This window comes from Streptomyces sp. NBC_00582 (genome assembly GCF_036345155.1).
Lineage (GTDB): Bacteria > Actinomycetota > Actinomycetes > Streptomycetales > Streptomycetaceae > Streptomyces.
In genome coordinates this window covers 9,353,257-9,376,630 of sequence record NZ_CP107772.1, presented here as the reverse complement: position 1 = coordinate 9,376,630, position 23,374 = coordinate 9,353,257, and the positions used below count along the sequence as shown (strand labels likewise).

The following is a 23,374-nucleotide window of genomic DNA, read 5'->3' as shown; positions in this document are numbered from 1 at the left end:
TCGTCATCCACCCTCACCCGCCACGGATACTCGCCTGTGGTGATGCAGCGCCATCCCTCGACAGTATGGCAACTTCCGCCCCATGGGCCCGAGTTGTGCACGAGGACGATGACGATCCGCCGCGTGACGGGAATCCGAATCATCCGTGTACGCCCGGCGACTCCTCCGAAAGAGCGCGCGAACTCTGGACACACCCGGGGTAACCAGCGGTAACTTCCGCCATATTCAACTCGCAACCGCTTTCCCCCCAGGAGACACACCCCATGCGCAGACTCCTCGCCTGCCTGGCGGCGACGGCCGCCGTTCTCGGCGGGCTCGCCGTGGCCGCACCGCCCGCCGCGGCCGCCGACTCGGGCACCTTCAGCGTCCTCAGCTACAACGTGGCCGGGCTGCCCGCGGCGATCAACAGCTCGTCCACGCCCCGCGAGTCCAGCACCACGGCCATCGGCCAGCGGATCGCTCCGTACGACATCGTGCACGCGCAGGAGGACTTCAACTACCACGCCTACCTGTACGCGGCGGACACCGCGCACGCCTACCGCACCGCGACCAGCGGCGGCGCGGGCATCGGCAGCGGGCTCAACACGCTGTCGAAGATCCCGTACGACGCGGACGACTTCGAGCGGGTCGGCTGGGACTCCTGCACCTACGGCTCGGGCGACTGCCTGACCCCCAAGGGCTTCACCTTCATGCGCGAGCGGCTCGCCGAGGGCGTGTACGTCGACTTCTACAACCTGCACACCAACGCGGGCACCAACGACGACGACCTCGCCGCCCGCGCCGACAACCTCAGCCAGCTCACCGAGTTCATCTCGACCCACTCCGCCGGGAACGCGGTCGTGGTGATGGGCGACACCAACACGCGCTACACCCGCAGCGGCGACACCATCGCCGAGTTCGCCGCCTCCAACGGCCTGACCGACGCCTGGGTCCAGCTCATCCGCGGCGGCAGCGCGCCCGCCAAGGGCAGTGACGCCCTGGTCTGCGACCAGTCGGGGGCGACGGTCCCCAACACCTGCGAGGTCGTCGACAAGGTCCTCTACCGGGGCAGCAAGCTCGTCTCGCTGAACGCCACGACCTACAACAACGAGCACGCCAAGTTCCTCACCTCCGACGGGCTGATGCTCTCCGACCACGACCCGATCACGGTCGGCTTCACCTGGTCGCGCGCCTCCGCCTTCCAGCTCAGCGACCAGTTCGGCGGCCCGCACGGCGACTACTACAACGACATCGACCGCGTTCCGGCCGGCGCCCGCGCCTCCACCATCGCCCTGCGGGCGGGCTCCCGGGTCGACCAGCTCGGCGTCACCCTGTCGAACGGCACCACCCTCACCCACGGCGGGACGGGCGGCACCGCGTCCTCGCTGACGCTCGGCAGCGGTGAGTACGTGACGACGGCGTACCTGTGCCAGGCCGAGAAGGACGGCCACACGCGGATCTTCTACGCCAGGTTCACGACCAACCTCGGCCGCACCCTGGCCGGCGGCACCACGACCTCCGACTGCGTGACGCGCACCGCGCCCAGCGGCTGGCAGATCGCCGGCTTCCACGGCCGCTCGGGCGACGAGGTGGACAAGGTCGGCTTCATCTACACCCAGCGCTGACCGCCCCGCCCGGCGCCGACCGCTCCACCCGGGCCGGGCGACCACGCCGGTGGCGCGTCCCTCCCCATGCGAGACCAGGCATTCAAGATTAGGTTAGGCTAAGCTAATAGAATCTTGGGTCCAGTTCCGTGCGGCACGCCGTCAGGGGAGGGATTCGCCCATGGCGGATCATACGTACGGGGAGTCCTCGGCCGGTGCGCTCCGGCCGACCGAGGAGCTCCGGGGCAGCACGGTCGTCGTCAAGTACGGCGGCAACGCCATGGTGGACGGCGGGCTCCAACGGGCCTTCGCCCGGGACGTCGTGGCGCTGTGGCACGCGGGCCTGCGCCCGGTCGTCGTCCACGGCGGAGGTCCGCAGATCAGCGCGATGCTCGACCGTCTCGGCCTGGAGAGCCGTTTCGAGGCGGGTCTCAGGGTGACCACGCCCGAGACCATGGACGTGGTGCGCATGGTGCTGACGGGCCGGGTCCAGCGGGACCTGGTCGGGCACATCAACAGCCACGGGCCCTTCGCCGTGGGCCTCACGGGCGAGGACGCGCACACGATGACCGCCGTGCGCCGGCCGGCCCGGGTGGACGGCCGCCCGGTGGACATCGGTCTGGTCGGCGACATCGTCGACGTGAACCCGGGCGCGGTGCGGGCGCTGCTGGCACAGGGACACATCCCCGTGATGTCGCCCGTGGCGCGCGGCGCGGACGGGGAGGTCTACAACATCAACGCGGACCTCGCGGCAGCGGCCCTGGCCGCGGCCCTCGGCGCCGCCCGTCTGGTGGTGCTCACCGACGTGGCGGGCCTGTACGCCGACTGGCCGCACGGCACCGAGGTGATCGACCTGCTGACGGCAGATCAACTGGAGGCGATGCTGCCGGAGTTGGCGTCGGGGATGCTGCCGAAGATGGAGGGTTGCCTGCGGGCCGTACGGGCCGGCGTGCACCGGGCGCAGGTGCTCGACGGGCGGGTGCCGCACGCGCTGCTGCGGGGTCTTCTCGGCGAGGAGCGGACCGGCACCACCGTGGTGCCGGACGACGGTCCGCACCGGACGGGCGGGTGAGCTCCGCGACCCCGGCGGGAGCCCACCCGGACATCCGGGCGCGTACGCGCCTACAACGCCCTGGCGAGGATCCGCGCGTTGCGCCGCGGGTCCAGGGACCCGACCCACTCGACGGGGGCCGGACGCGGGCTCGTCGATGTGAACCCGTGCCGCAGGAAGAGGCCCCCGTCGCCGGTCGTCGCCGTGAACAGGGCGCCCAGCGACCGGGCTCGGGCCGTGGCCAGGGCCGCCCGCAGAAGGTGCGCCCCGGTGCCGCGTCCCTGCCGGTGGCGGGCCACACAGAAGTTGTACAGCACACCGGCCGGGGCCCGGTCGCCGTCCGGGTGGACCCGTAGACCCAGACATCCCTCGAGCGTGCCGTCGAGGGCTTCCACCACCAGGAAGTCGGCCGCGTGGGCCGCGTACAGCGACAGCGGCCGCTCGCGCAGCGCCCCCGCGCGCACGAAGGGACGGGACAGGGCCGCGAGGGCGGTGGCGTCCTCGGGGCAGGCGGTGCGGACGAGCGGTGTCGCCGGGAGGAGCGCGTACGGCGGGACGGGGTGCGGCAGAGCCGTGGTCGGCATCACGAGGTGCGGCAGCCTCACCTAGTCCGTGGACGCGGCGAGGGACCGGGGCCGCAGGTCGGTCCAGTGCGTCTCCACGTACTCCAGGCACGCCTCGCGGGTGTTCTCGTCGAAGACGACGGTCCACCCTCCGGGCACCTCGGCGAAGGACGGCCAGAGCGAGTGCTGGCCCTCGTCGTTCACCAGGACCAGGAAACGGCCTTCGGCGTCGTCGAAGGGGTTGGTGCTCATGCTGAGTGCCTCCCACAGAGGTCGAGATTAGGTTAGCCTCGCCTAATTGACTCGAGCCTAACCTCTTCCCCTTCCCCCTCACAAGGAGATGTTCATGCCGGGCCTCGCCGCCGAAGTGACCGACGGTTTCGCCGAGTTCGGGCTGCCGGGCACACCCGGCACCGACGCGTTCTGGGCAGCGGCGTCGACCCCCGCGTCGATCCCCGCGGACGACGGCGGCTGGCTGACCCTGTTCCTGTGGCGCGGGTCCGAGGCGAGCGTCGGTTTCGAGAGCTGGTCGGAGCCGGTGCCGCTGCGCCGGTGGGGCGACTCGGACTGCTGGTACGCCCGGGTGCCCATGCCCGCACGACTGCGGGTGACCTACCAGTTCCTCGTGGGGGACGCGGCGTACGCCGACCCCTTCAACCCGGTCGGCGCCGGCGGCGACCGCTCCATCGCCGCGACACCGGACGCCCCGCCCCAGCCGTACTGGCCCGTCGTCGGCGCCGACGCCGTGCTGCCCGTGCCGCTCACCCGGATCCGCTGGGCCGGTCGACGGTTCGGCGGGCGGCGCACCGTACGCGTCCATCCGGCGGGGGGCGGCGGACCGGTCGTCCTGCTCCTCGACGGGGACGACTGGCTGTACCTGCATCCGGCCATGACCGCCTTCGACGCGGCCGTCGCCGCCGGTGAGCTGCCCCCGGTCACCCTCGTCCTCCTGCCGGCCAAGGACCGGGCGGCCGAGTTCGCGTGCCGGCCCGAGCTGTGGGAGGGGGTCCGCGACGAACTGCTGCCGCTGGTCGTGGAGTCCGGCGTACCCGCCGACCCGGAGCGGCTGGTGGTCGCCGGGCAGAGCCTCGGCGGGCTCAGCGCCCTGTACGCGGCCCTGGAGTTCCCGGAGCTGGTGTCCCGAGTCGCCTGCCAGTCGGGGTCGTTCTGGTGGACGCCCGACGCCATGGATCTCGCCGACCCGCTGGGCGGTCCGGTCGGCGGCGCCCTCGCCGAGCGCCTGCGCGCGCGACCCGACCTGTCGGGTCTGCGGGTCGCGTTCGACGTCGGCGAGCACGAGACGCGGATGCTGCCCCACTGCGCCCTGACCGAGACGCTGACCGAACAGGCCGGCGCCACCGTACGGGTGTCCCGGTCGGCGTCCGGCCACGACCGCGCGGGCTGGCGGCACGCCCTGCTCAGGGATGTCGCCTGGGCCCTCGGCTAGTGCCGCGGCAGGCAACGTTTGCGCGACGGGGCCAACGTCGCCTGCCGGGGCACTGGCTCACCTGGCGACCGCCGCGCAGTACTCCTCGTCCGTGGCCAGCAGGTTTCGGTGGGTGTCCTCGGCCGTGATGACGCCGTCGTCCAGGACGAGGACCCGGTCGGCGGCGTCCAGGAGGGCCGGGCTGCTGGTGATCACGACGGTGGTGCGGCCCCGGCGCAGCTGCGCCACGCCCCGCGCGACGAGTTGTTCGGTGACCGCGTCCACGGCCGTCGTCGGGTCGTGCAGGACCAGGACGTCGGTGTCGGCGGCGAGGGCGCGGGCCAGGGAGAGCCGTTGGCGCTGGCCGCCGGAGAGGTTCGCGCCGCGGTCGCGGACACCGTAGTCGAGTCCCTCGGGGTGCAGGGCGACGACGTCGGTGAGCAGGGACGCCTCGACGGCCTCGGGGACCAGTCGGCTGGTGCCCGAGGGGTCGATGTTGGTGCGGAGGGTGCCCGCGAAGATCTCCCCGTCGTAGGGGTTCACCAGCAGGTGCGCGCGCAGCGCCTCGATCGACAGGTCCGCGAACTCCTGCCCGCCGACCCGCACCACGCCCTCGTACGCGTCCGGCGGGACCTCGGCCGACAGGATCGCCGCGAGGTCGGCGGCCGCGCGCGGCTGATAGGCGGCGATCGCCACGAACTCACCGGCGGCAACCTGGAACTTCAGCCTGCGCAACGCCCCGTGGCGCACCCCGTCGATCTCCAGGCCCTCGCCCGCGGCCGGGCGCTGGGAGCCCGGGACCGTCACCGGCGGGGCGGTCAGCACCAGCGCCATCCGCTCGGCCGAGGCGCGCGCGATCATGACGTACTTGGGCATCTCCGAGAAGAGCTTGAGCGGCTCCATGATGAACTGCGCCAGGCCCACGGCCATGACGAGTTCGCCGATGTCGATCCGGCCGTCGAACGCCAGCCAGCCCGCCGTCAGGGTCACCGCGCCGGCGAGGACCGCGTTCAGGGCCAGCGCGGTGCCGGCGTAGGCGCCGTTGACCTTGGCGACGGTGATCGCCTGGTGCTTCGCCTCCGTGCTGACCCTCCGGTAGGACCGGAAGGCGGCGTGGTTGCCGCCGAAGCCGTGCAGCGGGCGCAGACCGGTGATCAGGTCGGCGACCTTCGCGCCGGCCCGCGCCACCCGGGCCTGCTGTTCCCGGGTGCTGGAGCCGATCCGCTGGGACAGCACGCTCAGGATCGACATGATCGCGACGGTGCCCACGATCACCAGCAGGCCGAGCCGGATGTCGGCGAGGCCCAGCGCGAGGGCCGCGATCACCACCGCGACCAGCGAGCTGATCAGCAGCGGCACCACCTCGATGATGTCGGCGGTCTGGTCGGCGTCCTCGGTGGCGATGGTCAGCACCTCGCCTGACTTGAGGTCGACGTCCCGGGCCACGGGCTGCAGGCCGCAGGCCGCGACCTTCACCCGCCAGCGGTGCGCCTCGGTGGTGTTGGCCTTCTGCAGGACGCGCATGCCGAACCGCCACGACAGGGACACGGTCGTGATGATCACGGCCAGCGCGGCGATCGACAGACCGAGCGCGCCGGGACCGCGGTCGCGCATGGTGTGCTCGACGATCAGGCCGAGCGCGATCGGGAAGGCCGTCTCGCCCGCCTGGTACAGGCCCATGAGGAGGGTGCCGCCGGCCATGGCGCCGATGTTGCGCCGCAGGGCGGTGCGGAGGATGTCGGACCCCGGGCGGGGCCGCTGCGGGTCAGGAGTGGTCATCGAGGTGGCGGGCCATCGCTTCCGGGGTGCGCAGGGTGAACAGGTCTCGGATCGTGATGACGGGGCCGAACTCGCGGCGGAGGAGCCCGATCAGCCGAACCGCCAGCATGGAGTGGCCTCCGAGGGACACGAAGTCGCTCACCGCGCTCACCTCGTCGTCGTCCAGGTCCAGTGCCTCGGCGAAGAACGCGCACACCACCGTCTCGGTCTCGGTCTCGGGCCCCCGCTCCCCCGCCGTGGTCAGGGCGCCCAGCGGCTTGGCCTCCGGCAGGGCCTTCGTGTCAGCCTTCCCGTTCACCGTGAGCGGGATGCGGTCGACCTGGGCGTAGTGCGTCGGGCGAAGGAAGTCGGGCAGCCCGGCGCCCACCTCGGCGGCGACCGACGCCAGGTCGGCGCCGTCCAGCACGAGATAGGCGGCCAGCCGGTACGCGCCGTCGACCTGCGGGTCGGGCTGGGCGACCGCGGCGACGAACCGCACCGCCGGATGCGCCGCGAACACCGCCTCCACCTCGCCGAGTTCGACCCGGTGGCCGCGGATCTTGACCTGCTGGTCGGTGCGGCCCAGGTACATCAGGTGGCCGTCGGGCCGGCGGACCACCAGGTCCCCGGTGCGGTACATGCGCTCACCGGGCGCGCCGAACGGGCAGGCGACGAACCGGTGCGCGGTCTGGGCGGGCTGCCCGAGATAGCCGCGCGCGATGCCGACGCCCGACACGTACAGCTCGCCGGGGACGCCGTCCGGCAGCGGCCGCAGCCAGGGGTCCAGCACGTACACGTCGGTGTTGTCGATCGCCACGCCCACCACCGGGTCCGCGCACTCGAACGTGCCGACGCCGAGGGTGTTGATGGTGTACTCGGTGGGCCCGTACAGGTTGTAGCCGACGGTCCCCTCCGTCTCGGCGAGCCGCTGCCACAGCGTCGGGGTGACGGCCTCGCCGCCCAGCAGCACCAGCGCCGGCCGCCGCCGCGGGTCGTCGAGCAGACCCTCGGCCACGAGCTGTTGCGCGTAGGTCGGCGTCACGTTGACGACGTCGATGCCGTGCTCCAGGCAGTACGCGACCAGCCGGGGCGCGTCACGGCGCAGTTCCTCGTCGCAGACGTGCACCTCGTGGCCGTCGGCGAGCCACAGCAGCTCCTCCCACGACATGTCGAACGCGAACGACACGGTGTGCGCGATCCGGAAGACGCGGTGGCCGTGGCGCGCCAGCACCGGCTCGAAGATCCGGCGCTGATGGTTGATCAGCATGTTGGTCAGGCCCGCGTACTCGGTCACCACGCCCTTGGGCCTGCCCGTCGAGCCGGAGGTGTAGATCGTGTACGCGGGGTGCCGCAGCCGGTCCGGGTCGTCCGGCGCGAACGTCCGGTAGGGCTCGGCCGCGGGCAGCGGGCGGTCCAGTTCGATCAGGTCGCCGGACAGGCCGGTCAGCCGCGGCGAGACCGCGCTCACCGTGAGGATCACGTCCGGGCGGGAGTCCTCGACGATCGCCGCGATCCGTTCGTCCGGGTGGTCCAGCTCCAGCGGCACGTACGCGGCGCCCACGCGGAGTACGGCGAACAGGGCCACGATCGAGTCCAGGGAACGCGGGACCGCGAGCCCCACGGTCTTCTCGGGGCCGATGCCGCGCCGCGCGAGCACACCGGCCACCGCGCGGCTGCGGTCCCGGAGCCCCGCGAAGGTCAGCGTCGAGCCGCCCGCGACGAGGGCGATCCGCTCCGGGTCGCGGTCCGCCGCCCGGTCGAACCGGTCGACGACGGTGTCCGTGCCGATGTCCGTGCGCGCGCCGGGCGAGGGCACCGGCCCGGACCCGCGCAGCGCGCCGACCGGTCCCGTCGCCCGGGCCAGGTCGCCGAGGACGCGCAGGTAGTCGTCGAGGAGGCGGCGGGCGCCCCCGGTGTCGCCGTCGCGGTACTCCAGCTTGACGGTGAGCCGGTCGCCGGGCGTGACGACCCAGGTGAACGGATAGTGGGTGGAGTCGTCGGCCTTCACCGAGGTGATGCCGTGCCGGGTGTTCATCGCGGCGAACGCGTCCATGTCGAGGAAGTTCTGCAGCACGAACAGGTTGTCGAACAGGGTGTCGTGTCCGCTGGCGCGCTGGATCTCGCCGAGCCCGAGGTGCTCGTGCTCCATCGCCTCGACCCGGGCCGCCTGGACGGCCGACAGATAGGCGCGGACCGTGTCGTCGGGCCGGGCCCGGGTCCACATCGGCACGGTGTTGAGGAGCACGCCGACGACGTCCTCCAGGCCCTCGCCCTCGCGGCCGGAGACGGTCACGCCGAACACGGCGTCGGCGCGGCCCGTGCGGGCCCCCAGCAGGAGGCCGAAGGCGCCGGTCAGCACGGAGTTCAGGGTGACGCCGTGCGTGCCGGCCGCCTCGCGCAGCAGCGCGGACTCGTCGGCGGTCAGGGTGTGCACGAGCGCGCGCGGCAGATCGTCCGAGAGGGCGGGCGCCGGTCCGGCGAGCAGCGTCGGGCCGGACAGGGCGGCCAGGTGTTCCGCCCAGAAGCGTTCCGCCGCGGCGCTGTCCTTGGCGGCGAGCGCCCGGGCGTGGTCCTCGAAGGCGGGCGTGGCCGGGACCGGGACCAGGGGCTCGCCGGCGACGACGGCCTCGTAGGCGTCGAACAGGTCGCGCAGCACGATCTCGCGGGACCAGCCGTCCCACAGCAGCAGGTGGTAGCTCAGCAGCAGGCCGTCGCGGTCGTCGGGCAGGCGCACCACGGTCAGCCGGATCAGCGGCGGCTCGTCCGGGTCGAATCCGGTGTCGCGGTCGCGGCCGCGCAGGGCGTCGACCTCGGCGTCCGTGGCCAGGTCGACCGTGCGGACGTCGACCCGCCGGCCCGCCTTCAGGACCTGCACCGGGGCGCCGTCGTCGTCGGTGGTGAAACCGGCGCCGACGACCGGGTGCCGTGCGATCACGTACGCCATCGCCTCGGCGAGCGCGTCGGCGTCCAGGCGCCGGTCGAAGGTGAACCAGCTCTGCGCGACGTAGTGCCCGGCGGAACCCGCCATCTGGGCCTGGAAGAACAGGCCCCGCTGGAGGGGGGTGACCGGTGCCGTGCGCTCGGCCGTCGCGGCGGTGTCCGCGATGTGCTCCAGCGCGGTCCGCCAGTGCTCGGTGATCCCGTCGGGTACGCCCTCGGCGAGGGTGAAGGCCGCGCGCAGGCTTCCGGTGGTCTCGTCGAGCCAGGCGTTCACCTCGACGGCGTACCCGCCGCCCTCGTCGGCGCCGGTGAGGCGCACCGCCCGGGACTCGCTGCCCCGGCCGAGGTAGTTGAACAGCACCTGCGGGCGGGCCGTCAGCAGCGGGGCCGTCTGCGGGTTGAGGTACCTGAGCCGGCCGTAGGCGACGTGCGCCCGCTCGTCGGGCTGGCGTGCGGCGACCTCGCGCGCGGCGGCGACCGGATCGGTGTGCGCGGTGAGCCGTACCGGTGCGATGGAGGTGAACCAGCCCACCGTACGGGTGTAGTCGTGGTGTTCCAGGGCCGGGACCCGGCCGTGCCGCTCCAGCTCGATCGCGAGATCCGTGGGCGACGGCTGGACACGGGTCAGCGCGGTGCGCAGGGCGCCGCACAGCAGCTCGGTGAGGCCGACGCCGAGGGCGGTGGGCGCGGTGCGCGCGAGGCGCTCGGTCACGTCGGGCGCGAGGACGACATCGGTCTCGCGGAGCCCCCGGACGGCGGGGAGCAGCGGGGGCGCCTGGAGCGTGGTGACCCAGTGTCCGAGGTCGTCGGCCGTGCGGGCGGCGTCGAGGGTCAGGGCCTCGGCGTACGCGGCGTACGAGGTGGTGGCCGGTGCCAGGGGCTCGCCGCGCAGGGCGGTCGTCAGGTCGTCGAGCAGGATCAGCCAGGACACGGAGTCGACGGCGAGGTGGTGCACGGTGATCACGAGGGTCCGGCTCGGCTCCAGCCACGCGAACGCGACGACGTCCCCCGACTCGGGATCGAGCCGTCCGGCGGCCTCGTTCGCCGCCGCTGTGGCATCGGTCGTCTCCGTCCGTACGACGGTGACCGCGCGGGCCGGTTCGGTACGCAGCGCCCAGACGCCGTGCTCGACGCGCAGCCGGAGCCGGAGGGCCGCGTGCGCGGCGACGACGGCGTTCGCGGCGCGCTCGGCGTCGGCGAACCCGGTGCCCTCGGGGGCCGCGAGGGTCCTGGCCTGCGCGAACCGGGTGAGGGAGCCGCCGCGTTCGCGTTGGCGCAGGATGATCGGCGTGGCGGGCAGGGGGCCGTCCTCGTGGGGGACGGGTGCGGGGGACGTCGCGGCCCGGGGTGGCTGTGTCCCCAGGTGCGCGGCGAGCGCGCGGGGGGTCTTGAGCAGGAACACGTCCCTCGGCGCGATCGGCAGGCCGAGCGCCCTGGCACGGTTGATCACGGTGATGGCGACGATGCTGTCGCCTCCGGCGCGGAAGAAGTCGGTGTCGGCGTCCACGTCGGTGTCTTGCAGGGCCTCGGTGAAGATGCCGATCAGCGCGGTGAGTGTGGTGTTCTCGTCCGCGGGTGTGTGGGGACTCGTCGCGCCCCGCGGCGGAGCCGCTGATGGACACCGCCCCGCGCTGTCGATCAGTGCCCTGCGGTCCAGTTTGCCGTTGACCGTGAGGGGGAGGGCCTCCACCGTGAGCACGCGGCCCGGCACCATGTGCGCGGGCAGCTTCCTGGACAGCAGGGGCGTGAGGTCGGTGGGTACCCGGCCGACGACGTGGGCCACCAGGTGGTCGCCTGCCTCAGCGACGGTGACGGCCACGTCGACCACCCCGTCGAGCTCCCTGATCGCGGTCTCGACCTCGCCCAACTCGATGCGGAAACCCTTGAGTTGGACCTGGTCGTCGGCTCGGCCGGCGAATTCGAGTTCGCCGTCGAGCGTACGGCGGGCAAGGTCGCCCGTGTGGTACATGCGGGAGCCGTCGCCGGCGAACGGGTCCGCCACGAACCGGCTCGCCGTGAGCCCGGGCCGGTCCAGGTAACCGAGGGACACCTGGTCGCCGGCCACGTAGATCGCGCCCACCCTGCCCGGCGGGACCGGCCGGAGCCGGTCGTCGAGCAGATGGGTGACCAGACCGGGGATCGCACCGCCGATCGGGCTGACGTCGTCCCCGCCGGCGAAGTCCTCGTCGGTCAGCACCCGGTGAGTCACGTGGACGGTGGTCTCGGTGATGCCGTACATGTTGACCAGTTCGGGCGAGGCGGTCCCGTGCCGTTCGACCCAGCCCCGCAGGCGACCGAGGTCGAGCGCCTCGCCGCCGAAGATGACCCGGCGCAGTGCGGGCAGAGGTGCGCCCGTGTGCCGGTCGGCCTCGATGAACCGGTAGAACGCCGACGGCGTCTGGTTGAGCACGGTCACCCTGCGCTCGCGGACCAGCCGGTGGAAGTCGACCGGGGAGCGGGTCAGCGCGTACTCCGGGACGAGCAGCTCTGCGCCGAACGCCAGCGCGCCCCACAGCTCCCAGACGGCGAAGTCGAAGGAGAAGGAGTGGAACTGGACCCACACGTCCTGCGGGCCGAAGCCCATGGCGGACCGGGTGTTGCCGAGCAGGGTCACCACGCTGGAGTGCGGGACGACGACCCCCTTGGGCCGGCCGGTCGAGCCGGAGGTGTAGATCACGTAGGCGGGGTCGTGCCGGTCGGCCTCGGGGACGGGTCCGACGGCGGCCTGCGGCGGCTCGTCCCCCTGCACCAGCACCCGCGCCGCCACGCCCGCGCGGGCCAGCAGGTCCGCGAAGCGCTCGCGCTGTTCGCGGTCCACGAGGACGACCTGCGGAGCGGCGTCGGTGAGGACGTACTCCAGCCGTTCGTCGGGGTACGCCAGGTCCAGCGGTACGTACGCGCCGCCGGCGCCGACGATCGCGAGCAGGGCGACGACCTGCTCGACGGAGCGCGGGACGGCGACGGCGACCCGCTTGCCGGGTCCGACTCCGGCCGCCCGCAGGGCCGACGCCAACTCGTCCTTCGCGGCCGCCAGTTCGCCGTACGTCAGGGACCGGGTGGTGCCGTCGAGGGCGCACTGGGTGACGGCGGTGGCGGCCGGGTCCCGGCGGGCGGCGGCGTCGAACAGTGCGCCCAGGGTGGTCGGCGTGAGGGGCTCGGGCCGCCGGTCGGGGTCCGCGGCGAGATCGTCGACCAGGGCGTCCGGACGGGTGAGCAGGCCGGTGAGGGTGCGGGTGAAGGCGTGCAGGATCGACCGGGCGCTCGTCTCGCGGAGCAGCTCGCCGTCGTGGATCAGGTCGAAGCGGGCGCGGCCGTCGGGGGTGCGCTCCACCACCAGCGTCAACGGGTAGTGCGGGGCACCTTCGTTGACGATGTCGGAGATCACGAGGGTGTCGTCGGGCCGGCGCAGGGCGGCCACGTCGGTGGCGACGTCGAAGACCACCAGGGTGTCGAAGAGCGTGCCCGAGCCGCCGAGGCGGGCGGTCCTCGCCAGCGAGACGTGCTGGTGCGGCAGGACGGCGCTCTGGTGGTCGCGCACGGAGGCGAGCAGGTCGCCCGCCGTGGTGGTGGCGGCCCAACGGGCGCGTACGGGGATGGTGTTGATGAACAGGCCGACCATGTCCTCGATGCCGGGCAGGTCGAGGTCGCGCCCCGACACCGTGGATCCGAACACCACGTCCCTGCCGTGCAGGAGGGAGCCCAGCGTCACGGCCCAGGCGCTGTGCACGGCGACGCTCAGCGGTACGCCGGCCGCTCGGGCGGCCGCGTCGATGTCGTCGTCGGGCTCCAGGGCGGCGTCCGTGAAGCGGTCGGAGGGGGTGTGTCCCTCGGCGACCAGTGAGGGGCCGGGCAGCTCGGCGAGCTGCTCGCGCCAGACGCGGTCGCTCTCGTCCTCGTCGCTCGCGGCGAGCCGGCGGACGTAGTCGGGGAAGCCGCCGAGCGGGTGCACGGTCCCGGGCGCGTGGTATTCCGCCAGCAGCGCGCGGAGCATCGGCGGTACCGACCAGCCGTCGGCGATGATGTGGTGCACCGTCTGCACCAGGACGTCGCGTCCGGGGCCGCCGCGGACGAGCGTGTACCGCATGAGCGGGCCGGTGGCGAGGTCGAAGCCGGCGCGGCGGTCCCGCTCGGCGTACGCGTGCAGCTCGGCGTCGGTGATGCCGGGGCGTTCCAGCGTGGTGAACGGCGCCCGCACCCCGCTCTCCAGGACGGAGACCACCCGGCCGTCGGCGAGCGCGGTGAACCGTGCGGCCAGATTCGGGTGGAGGGTGAGCAGCCGGGTGGCCGCCGCGGCGAGCCGGTCGGCGTCCACCTCGCCGTCGAGCGTGAGGATTTGCTGCTCGACGTAGGAGCCCGCCGAGTCGTCGTCGAAGACCGAGTGGAAGTACAGGCCCTCCTGCAACGGGGTCAGCGGCAGGATGTCCCGGAGCCGGGGGCCGTCCAGGGCGTCGACGTCGGCCTGGGTGAGCCGTACCAGGTCGAAGTCGCTGGGCGAGTGGCCGCCCGTGTCGAGCGCGGCCAGTCCGGTGAGGGCCGTGCGGAAGTACTCGGCGAGGGTCGTGATGTCCTCGTCGGTGAACATCCCCTCGGGCCAGGAGATGGTGGTGACCAGTTCGTACGCGCCGCTCGGGGCGGGTTCGGCGATGGCGTTGAACTCCAGGGGGCGCGGCAGGCGCATGCCCGGGTCCCGCTTCTCGCCCAACTGCCCCGTGGCTCCCGCGAGTTGCCAGTCGCCCGGGGCGCCCGCGTCGAAGCGGCCCAGGTAGTTGAAGAGCACCTGGGGTGCGGGCGCGTCGAACTCGGTTCCGGCCAGGTACCGCAGGGCGCCGTAGGACACGCCGTTGTCCGGCACCCGGGCGAGGTCCTCCTTGACCGCCTTGAGCGCGGCGGTCAGATACCTGGGCGCGGTGAAGTCGGCGGTGTCGCCGGGGTCCACGGTCACGGGGAACAGGGTGGTGAACCAGCCCACGGTCCTGGACAGTTCGGGCTCGAAGCCGGCGCAGGGCGCCACGAACGGTGCCTCGCGGCCGTGGCCCTCGAGCTCGATGTGGGCGAACGTCTGCCGCTGGCCGAGGTCGCGGCGCCACCGGGCGAGGGCGACGGCGAGCGCGGTCAGCAGCACGTCGTTGACGCCGGCGTGGAACCTCGCGGGGATCTCGCCGAGCAGGGCGGCCGTGACCTCGGGGCCGACGCAGACGGTCCGCAGCCGCTCGTGCGCGACGGTGTCGGCCTCCGACAGCGCACGTCGGCCCACCGGCTGGTCCTCTCCCGGCAGGGGGCGCCGGTAGAAGGAGCTGTCCGCGTCGTACGCGGCGCGTTCCAGCAGCTGGGTCCAGCGCCGGAAGGACGTGCCCGCCCTGGGCAGCTCGACCGGGGCGCCCGTGGAGCGCTGCCGCCAGGCGGTGGCCAGGTCGTCCATCAGGATGCGCCAGGAGACTCCGTCGATCACGACGTGATGGGCGACGAGGACCAGTTGCCGTGCCGCGCGGCGCCAGACGGCCCGCAGCATCGCCCCGTTCCCCGGGTCGAGCGCCGCGGTGGCGAGGGCGACGCACTCGTCGAGCGGCCGGTCGCTCTCCTGCCATCCCGGCGCGGCCCGGTCCGCCTCGGGGATGTCGAAGCTCCAGCGCTCGCCGCGCACCAGCCGCGCGCGCAGCATGTCGTGGCGTCGGACCACGGCGGTGAGGATCTCGTCGAGGGCGTCGGCGGTCAGGTCGGCGGGGGTGGTCAGCACCACCGACTGGACGAAGCCGTCGATGGCGTCGGTGGTCTCACCGAGCCACTGCACGACGGGCGATCCCACGACGGCGCCGGTGGCGACATCGCGGTGGTCGACGGTGGAGACGTCCTCGCGGCTCGCCACCGCGGCGAGGGCGCCCACGGTGTCGTGGGTGAAGATCTGCCGTGCCGTGACGTGGAGGCCCGCCTCGCGCAGCGCGCTCAGCAGGGAGATGGCGAGGATGCTGTCTCCGCCGAGCTTGAAGAAGTTCTGGTCGACGCCGACCTCGTCGAGCCGCAGGACGGCCGCGACCGCCGTGCACACCGCGCGCTCGGCCTCGGTGGTGGGCCGCGCGAGCGAGCCCGTGCCGATGACGGGTTCGGGGAGCGCGCCCCGGTCGAGCTTGCCGTTCGCGGTGAGCGGGAACTCCGTGAGGACGACGACGTGGGCGGGGACCATGTACTCGACCATGTGCTCGGCGGCCCATGCGGTGACGTCGTCCGCCCGCAGGTCCTCGCTCCCGGCGGCCGGGATGACGTAGCCCACGAGGTAGGTGCCGCCCGCCGTGTTCTTCTTCGCGACGACACAGGTGTGCCGAACGCCGGGGTGCTCGGCCAGGCCGACCTCGACGTCCTCGATCTCCAGCCGCATGCCGCGGATCTTGATCTGGTTGTCGGCGCGGCCGAGGAAGTCCAGTGATCCGTCCGGGGTGAAGCGGGCGAGGTCACCGGTCCGGTAGAGCCGGGAGCCGTCGTCCGCGAAGGGGTTCGCGACGAACCGGGAGGCGGTCAGTCCGGGGGCGTTGACGTATCCGCGCCCCAGGAGGAAGCCACCCACGTACAGTTCGCCGCCGGCGCCGACCGGGACCGGGCGCAGTTCGTCGTCGAGCACATAGAGCTGGGTGTTCGGGTTGGCCCTGCCGATCGACGTCGACAGGCGTTCGGCCGCGCCCCGGTAGATGACGTGTGAGACGCCGATGGTCGTCTCGGCCGGGCCGTAGCCGTGGTACATGGGGATGTCGAGCCGGGTGCGGAAGCGCTCGTACAGCTCCGGGGTCAGGACCTCGCCGCCGCACCACACGTGCCGCAGGCTGTCCAGGCGCCCCGAGTCGCCCGCGATCTCCAGCAGGACGTCCAGCATGGACGAGACCAGGTAGGTGAAGGTGACGCGCTGTTCGGCGATCACGCTCAGCAGATGGTGCGGGTCGCGTTCACCGCCGGGCCGCAGCACGACCAGCCGGCCGCCGGACACCAGCGGCAGGAAGATCTCGTTGATGGAGATGTCGAAGGACAGGGGTGCCTTGAACAGCGAGGCGTCGTCGTGGCCGAAGCCGAGGATCTCGTCCACCTGCCACAGCAGGCGCTCGCTGATCGCCTCGTGCCGGATCATCGCGCCCTTGGGCCGGCCCGTCGAACCGGATGTGAAGATCACATAGGCGAGGGCGTCCCCGTGGACGGTGACACCCGTCCTCCCGGTGGGGTACGAACCGTACCGCCAGTCGCCGAGGTCGACGGCCACGGCGTCCGGTTCTCCGGGGGCGTGCTCGCCCGAGTCATTGAGCTGCAGGACGACCCGGGCGTCCTCGACGACGACGGCCCGGCGTGCGGCGGGCCACTGCGGATCGAGCGGTACGAACGCGCACCCCGCCTGGAGGACGGCGAGCAGGCCGACGACCATGTCGGCGGAGCGGCCGAGGGAGATGCCGACGACCTGTTCGGCAGTGAGGCCCCGCTCGATCAGATGGTGGGCCAACTGGGCGGAGAACTCAGCCGTCTGACGGTAGGTCAGTGAGCGGTGCTCGTCGACGACGGCCACGGCGTCCGGCCTGCTGCGGGCCTGCTCGTGGAACATCTCCACGATGGTCGGGCGGACCCGGTCGGCCCGGTTGTCGTTCCACTCGGCGAGGGTGGCGAGCCGCGCCGCCACGCCGGACGGGCCGACGGTGCCGAGCGGCCGGTCGGGGAAGTCGGCCAGGTCGTCCAGCGCGAGCTGCGCGTCGGCCGGGTCGACGCCGTCCGGGACGGTGATGCCGTGCCCGTCCGCGTCCACCTCCCAACCATCGGGCGTGGCACCGCCGTTGTCGACCCAGCCGAGGACGTCGGCGAAGAGGGTGCCGGGGGTGAGATCGATGCCGTCGGGGCTCCGGCCCGTCGCCCAGTACGACAGCCCGATGGCGCACGCTGCGGCGATGGTGGTGTCGGAGTAGTCGCCGATGCGCCGGCGTACACCGGTCAGGCGTTCGGGGGAAAGCAGTACGAGACCAGCGCTCGGTTCCATCGACGACTCAACGCCCCTTCTGAGCATGAAAGTTGCCTCACATAACGTCGGTCCTGCTGGCGTGAGGGGCTGCTCAACTGCCTTCTCGCCAGGCCCGCCACAGTCGTGCGTACCGGCCGCCCACCGCCACCAGCTCGTCGTGCGTGCCCTGTTCGACCACGCGCCCCGCGTCCAGTACGGCGATCCGGTCGGCCGCCATCGCCTGGGTGAGCCGGTGCGCCACGAACAGGGTGGTCCGGCCGGCGCAGGCGGCCAGGACGGCCCGCTCCAGTTCGGCGGCGCCCTCGCTGCCCGCCTCCGCGGTCGACTCGTCGAGCACGACCACCGGCGAGCGGGCCAGCACCAGCCGGGCCAGGGCGAGTTGGGCGACCTTGGTGACGTCCAGGCGCTCGCCGCCCTCGCCGACCGGGGTGTTCAGCCCCTCGGGCAGCGCCTCGGCCCAGGCTCCGGCGCCGACCGTGCGCAGGGCGCCCGCGAGTTCGCCGTCGGTGGCCTCCGGTGCCGCCAGCCGCAGATCGTCGGCGAGCGGACCGGAGAACACATGGGTCTCCTGGGTGAGGATGCTCACCAGGGCGCGCGCCCCGGCCTCGTCCAGACCGGCGAGGTCGGTGGACCCGATGCGCACCGATCCGGAGGTCGGGGTCCCGATGCCGGCGATCAGCGCGGCCAGGGTCGTCTTGCCCGCGCCCGTCGCCCCCACCAGGGCGAGCGAACCGCCGGCGGGGATCCTCAGGTCGACGTCCCGCAGGACCGGTTCCGCACTGCCGGGATAGGTGAAGGTCAGTCCCTTCACCGTCACCGGCAGGGGCGCGGGGTCCGCCGGTGCGACGGCCGGGTCGCCCACCAGCCGGCCCTCGGCGGCCTCCCCCAGCACGCCCACCAGCCGGGTCAGGCTCGCGCCCGACTTCTGTGCCTCGTCGAAGGTGAACATGATGAGGCCCAGCGGGGTGAAGAGCCGGTGGAACAGCAGCGGCGCCGCGGACACCTCGCCGAGGGTGGCGGCGTCCGCCTCCAGCAGGCCGTATCCCACCAGGAGGATCAGGACCAGCCCGATGAACTCGGCGCGGTTCTCCCGGCCGACGAACCGGCCGAAGAACCGGAACACCTCGATGCCCAGCTCGCGCACCCGCCAGGACTCGGCGGTGACCTTCTCACGGAAGGACTCCTCGAGACGGTAGGCCCGGACCGTGTCGATCCCGTCGAGACCGCTGATCAGCGCCTGGGCGCGGTCGGCCTGGGCCGCCCGCTGCTTCTGGTACAGGGGAGCGGAGCGCGGCAGGTACCAGCGCAGGGCCAGTGCGTACGCGGGGAGGGCGGCGGCGCCCGCCAGGCCCAGCCGCCAGTCCAGTCCGAACATGCCGGCCGTGGCGATGGTGACCAGCACTCCCGCGGAGAACACGGTGGGGACGGCCGTACGGATGCCCTTGGAGACGACGGCCACGTCGTCTCCGACCCGGGAGAGCACGTCTCCGCGGCCGACCTGCTCGATGCGGGCGCTCGGCATCCCGAGCACCGCGCGGACGGCGCCTTCGCGGAGCCGGGCGAGCAGATCCGCGCCGAGCCGGCCGATCAGATACGTCGACGCCGCGGTGGCCGTCGCGCCGAGCAGCGCGGCGGCCCCGATCAGCACACCGACGGTGACGAGGACCGAGCGCGACCCGCCCTCGACGACCGCGTCCACCACCCGGCCGAGCAGGAGCACGGGGAGGACCTGGAGCGCCGCCCCGGCCACCGTGGTGAGCACGGTGGCCGCGGTCAGCCAGGGGACCTCGCGGCAGTGCGCCGTGACCCACCGGGTGGCCTCGCGCCCGGACGCCGTGCGCAGGGTCGCGGGGGGCACCCGCGTGTCGGTCGACATCTAGGAGCCGGCCGCCGCTTCGACGAGCTCGTCCACGGCGTAGGGCATCGACAGCAGGGTGCCCTGGGAGATGGCCGCGCCGACCGCCGGACCCTCGCTGTCCAGCAGGTAGGACACGTTGCCCTTCTTGACGGCGTCGAGGTTGGCGAACAGCTTGAACTTCTTGAGCGCCTCGGTGTCGGCCTTGTCGTTGATGACGAAGATGTGGTCGACGTCGACCAGGTCGACGCGCTCGGGCGAGAGCTTGGTGTAGAAGCTGCCGTCCGCGATCTTGTCGATCTCGGTCTGGTACGCGAAGCCGATGCCCGACACCAGGCGTGCGCGGACGTCGGTGGAGGTGAACGGCGCGACGGAGTTCTCGTACCAGGACAGGACGACGGCCTTCTGGTCGGCGAACTCGGGGTGGGCCTTCTTGGCCGCGTCGAGCTTGGCCTGGATGTCGTCCACCATCTTCTCGCCCTCCTCGGCCTTGCCGAGTGCCTTGGCGATCTGCAGCGCGTTGTCCTGCCAGGGCGCGCTGAACGGCTCCTTCTCCGTCTTGGTGCGGCCCACCGTGGGCGCGATCCTGGAGAGCTTGTCGTAGGCGGCCTGGTCGACCTCGGAGTAGACCGCGATGATCAGGTCCGGGCGCAGGGCGGCGATCTTCTCGTAGTTGGGGCCGGAGTCGCCGTTCTTCATGATGACCTCGGGCTTGGTGTCGCCCCACTTGTCCTTCACCCACGGCCACTGGGTGTTGATGTCGGGGCTCTGGCCCTCGGGGTTCGGGTACTGGTCGACCATGCCGACGGGCTTGATGCCGAACGCCAGGACGGTCTGGTCGTCGGTGTAGCCGACGGTGACGACCCGCTCGGGGGCCTTCTTGACCGTCGTGCTGCCGAAGGCGTGCTCCACGGTGACCGGGAAGGCGCCGGCCGCGGTGGTCGCCGCGGCGTCGCCCGCCTTGTCGGCCGTGTCCGAGTCGGAACCGCACCCCGCGAGGAGGCCGACGCCGAGGGCCGCGGCGGACAGGGTCGCCGCGAGCCGCCGCCACGGCTTCCGGCGCGTCGTTCTGTGGAGGAGCATCCGTCAATCCCCTTGCTGTTCGCGCTGTCCAGTGCGCCCCGGGTAAGGGCAGGCAAACCGTACCGCATTGAAGTAAGGTTAGCCTAGCCTAACTTAACCAACTTTGTTGCTGTCTAGTCGAGTTGGACGTGGGTACGTCCGATCGGGACGATGAGCGGCCGGTCTCCCACCGGGTCGTCGATCACCCGGGCACGCAGTCCGAACGCCTCGTACAGCAGCTCGGCCGTGATCACGTCACGCGGGTGCCCCTGCGCCAGAAGGGACCCGGACCGCATCACGACGAGGTTGTCGCTGTAGCGCGCGGCCAGGTTGAGGTCGTGCAGCACCATGACCACGGTGCACCCCGCGCCCTGGAGGTCGCTCACCAAGTCGAGCACGTCGATCGCGTGCGCCAGGTCGAGATAGGTGGTCGGTTCGTCGAGCAGCAGCAGGTCGGTGCCCTGGGCCAGGGTCATCGAGATCCAGACGCGCTGCCGCTGTCCGCCGGACAGCGTGTCGACCGCACGGTCGGCGAGGTCCGACACCCCGGTCATGGCGAGCGCGCGCTCCACCACGGCGGCGTCGTCGGAGGACCACTGCCGCAGCCAGCTCTGGTGCGGATGCCGGCCCCGGGCCACCAGGTCGGACACGGTCAGACCCTCCGGGGCGACCGGCGCCTGCGGCAGCAGACCGAGCTTCTTCGCCACGTCCCTGGTCCTGAGTCGGGCGATGTCCTCGCCGTCCAGCACGACCCTCCCGCCGGACGGTTTGAGCAGCCGGGCCAGGGTCCTCAACAGGGTCGACTTCCCACAGCCGTTGGGGCCGATGATCGTGGTGATCACGCCGGGCGGTATCGCCACGTCGAGATCCTCGATGACGGTCCGGGCGCCGTACCCGACCGTGACACCCCTGGCTGCCAGCCGCTCCGGCGAGGCTGTTTCGGTCCCGGACTCCACGCCGGTGACGGACTGCACGACCACAAGGCCCCCTTGCTCAGGATTGTCTGACTTCATGTCGGCTGTCTGCGGTTCGCCCGCACCAGCAGATGGACGAGGAAGGGGCCGCCGATCGCGGCGGTGACCACACCGACCGGCAGACCGTCGGGGAGTGCCGTACGCGCGAGGAGGTCCGAGCCGATCAGCAGCAGGGCGCCCACCATGCCGGAGGCCGGCATCGGCGGCGTCGGTGACCGCGTCAGCCGCATCGCCACCTGGGGGGCCACCAGAGCGACGAACGGAACCGGGCCCGCCGCGCTCACCGCCACACCGGCCAGCAGGACCGCGCACAGCAGGAGGGCCGCCCGCACCGCCGAGTGGCGGACGCCCAGCCCGGCGGCGACGTCGTCGCCGAGATGCAGCGGCTTGAACTGGAACGAGACGCACGCCACCACGACCAGGAGCGCGAGTGTGCCCCAGAGCGCGATGCGGACCTCGTCCCACGACCGGTTGTCCAGCGAGCCGACCAGCCAGGCCTGGGCCCGGGCCACGTCCCGGATGTCGGCGGTGGCCAGCAGCCAGGTCGTGATCGCCTCCATGACGGCGCTCACCGAGATGCCGATGAGGATGAGCCGGAAGCCGTCGATCCCGCGCCGCCAGGCCAGGAAGTACACCAGCAGCCCGGTGCCGAGGCCGCCGACGAGCGCGGCCGCGGACACCCCCAGGGAGTCGACGATCGCCGAGGCGGTGCCGCCCGACACCGTCACCAGGAACACCGCGGTCGCTCCGGCGCCCCCGGTGATCCCCAGGATGTCCGGGCTCGCCAGCGGATTGCGGGCGACGGACTGCGTGATCGCCCCGGACACGCCGAGCGCGATCCCGACGACGACCCCGGCCAGGGCGCGCGGCATCCGCAGATCCATGATCACGAACTCGTCGATCTGCTCGCCCCGCCCGAGGATCGTGGCGAACACCCGGGGCAGGCCGATGGGGAAGTCCCCGACGCCGACGGACACACAGAACACCACGAAGGTGCTCGCCGCCAGCAGCAGGGTGACCAGGACGAGCCAGGGCCGCCACACGAACGACATACGGCCGAGCCTGAGGCCCGGCGCCACCGAGGGCTTCACATCCGTCCCGTTCACGCGTTCTTGAACTTTCCCAGCCACACCAGCCCCGCGAAGAACGGCGCACCGAGGAGCGCGACGAGGACACCCGCGTCCAGCTCGCCCGGACGGACCACCAGGCGGCCCACGATGTCGCAGACCAGCAGGACGACGGCGCCGAGCAGACCGGCGTAGGGCACCAGCCAGCGGTAGTCGGGGCCGGTCAGGTACCGGGCCACGTGGGCCACCATGAGCCCGAGGAACGCGATGGGGCCGCACGCCGCCGTCGCCGCGCCCGCCAGCAGGGTGATGGCGGCGATGCCGATCGTCCGGCTGAGCGCGATGTTCGCGCCGAGCCCGCGTGCCACGTCCTCGCCGAGGTTCAGCAGGTTGACGGTGGGCAGTGTGGTCAGCGCCAGCACGAGCCCGACCACGATGAACGCGGTCACCGGCCAGATGACGGCGAATCCGACGCCGGCCACGGAGCCCGCGTTCCAGAACCGCAGGGCGTTCAGCGACTTCTGGTCCGACAGCGCGACCGCGGTGGTCATCGCGGCGAGGAACACGGTGACGCCCTGTCCGGCGAGGGCCAGCGTCAGCGGATTGCCGGCGCCCCGGCCGATGCTCGCCAGCCCGAACACGACGACACCGGCGAGCGCCGCGCCCAGGAAGGCGAACCAGACGTACTGGAAGGGGTCGGAGAACCCGAACACGGCGATCGCCGACACGACGGCGAAGGACGCGCCGGAGTTCACCCCCAGCAGGCCGGTGTCGGCGATCGGGTTGCGGGTGTACCCCTGGATCAGGGCACCGCCGACGCCCAGGGCGACGCCCGCGACGACAGCGAGCACCGTCCGGGGCACCCGTACGGTCTGCACGATGAGCCTGATCTCCGTCAGCCGCCGGTCGGCGTCGGGCGCCGCGAACAGCCCGTGCCACACCTCGGCCGGAGTCAACGCGCGCGCCCCCACCGCCAACGACACCACCCCCGCCGCGACGAGGACGACCACCAGCAGACCGAGACCTACGACTCGCCTGTGGCGAAGTCGAGTCGAGACCCCGGCCGCCGGTCGCTCCACTCCAGTCGTGCCCATGTCGACGTACGTCATCCCTTGAT

12 protein-coding genes are annotated in these 23,374 nt (G+C 72.6%); 3 read left to right on the top strand and 9 right to left on the bottom strand.

Annotated elements, in window-relative coordinates; genetic code table 11:
* Positions 1-263: 263 nt before the first annotated feature.
* Positions 264-1,604, top strand: a complete 1,341-nt coding sequence (locus OG852_RS42420; RefSeq protein WP_330350655.1) for a jacalin-like lectin — start codon at positions 264-266, stop codon at positions 1,602-1,604.
* 160 nt (positions 1,605-1,764) lie between these two features.
* Entirely contained in the window at positions 1,765-2,655 is an 891-nt protein-coding gene (argB, locus tag OG852_RS42415) for an acetylglutamate kinase (RefSeq protein ID WP_330350654.1), read from the top strand.
* 50 nt (positions 2,656-2,705) lie between these two features.
* On the opposite strand, the gene OG852_RS42410 is transcribed toward argB, so the two are convergent.
* Positions 2,706-3,218, bottom strand: a complete 513-nt coding sequence (locus OG852_RS42410; RefSeq protein ID WP_133913071.1) for a GNAT family N-acetyltransferase — start codon at positions 3,216-3,218, stop codon at positions 2,706-2,708.
* 21 nt (positions 3,219-3,239) lie between these two features.
* Positions 3,240-3,449 carry an MbtH family protein gene (locus OG852_RS42405; RefSeq protein ID WP_133913070.1) on the bottom strand — a complete coding sequence of 70 codons (210 nt, stop codon included), beginning with the start codon at positions 3,447-3,449 and terminating at the stop codon, positions 3,240-3,242.
* An 88-nt stretch (positions 3,450-3,537) separates the two neighbouring features.
* On the opposite strand from OG852_RS42405, the gene OG852_RS42400 reads away from it, so the two are divergent.
* Positions 3,538-4,644 carry an alpha/beta hydrolase-fold protein gene (locus OG852_RS42400; RefSeq protein ID WP_443064615.1) on the top strand — a complete coding sequence of 369 codons (1,107 nt, stop codon included), beginning with the start codon at positions 3,538-3,540 and terminating at the stop codon, positions 4,642-4,644.
* A 57-nt stretch (positions 4,645-4,701) separates the two neighbouring features.
* Here OG852_RS42400 and OG852_RS42395 read toward each other — a convergent pair whose 3' ends face one another.
* The 7 genes from OG852_RS42395 to OG852_RS42365 all read right to left on the bottom strand — a co-directional run bounded on the left by OG852_RS42395 (position 4,702) and on the right by OG852_RS42365 (position 23,366).
* Positions 4,702-6,402, bottom strand: a complete 1,701-nt coding sequence (locus OG852_RS42395) for an ABC transporter ATP-binding protein (protein WP_330350652.1) — start codon at positions 6,400-6,402, stop codon at positions 4,702-4,704.
* Complete coding sequence (locus tag OG852_RS42390) at positions 6,389-17,317, bottom strand: non-ribosomal peptide synthetase (protein ID WP_330350651.1); 10,929 nt, start codon at positions 17,315-17,317, stop codon at positions 6,389-6,391. The genes OG852_RS42395 and OG852_RS42390 overlap by 14 nt, the downstream gene beginning before the upstream one ends.
* 73 nt (positions 17,318-17,390) lie before the next feature.
* Positions 17,391-19,175, bottom strand: a complete 1,785-nt coding sequence (locus tag OG852_RS42385) for an ABC transporter ATP-binding protein (protein ID WP_330350650.1) — start codon at positions 19,173-19,175, stop codon at positions 17,391-17,393.
* Complete coding sequence (locus OG852_RS42380; protein WP_330350649.1) at positions 19,176-20,237, bottom strand: iron-siderophore ABC transporter substrate-binding protein; 1,062 nt, start codon at positions 20,235-20,237, stop codon at positions 19,176-19,178.
* 113 nt (positions 20,238-20,350) lie between these two features.
* Entirely contained in the window at positions 20,351-21,196 is an 846-nt protein-coding gene (locus tag OG852_RS42375; RefSeq protein ID WP_133913064.1) for an ABC transporter ATP-binding protein, read from the bottom strand.
* Between the two features lie 29 nt (positions 21,197-21,225).
* Complete coding sequence (locus OG852_RS42370; RefSeq protein ID WP_330350648.1) at positions 21,226-22,296, bottom strand: FecCD family ABC transporter permease; 1,071 nt, start codon at positions 22,294-22,296, stop codon at positions 21,226-21,228.
* Positions 22,293-23,366, bottom strand: coding sequence for a FecCD family ABC transporter permease (locus OG852_RS42365; RefSeq protein WP_330350647.1), 1,074 nt, complete (start codon positions 23,364-23,366; stop codon positions 22,293-22,295). The genes OG852_RS42370 and OG852_RS42365 overlap by 4 nt, the downstream gene beginning before the upstream one ends.
* Positions 23,367-23,374: the final 8 nt, after the last annotated feature.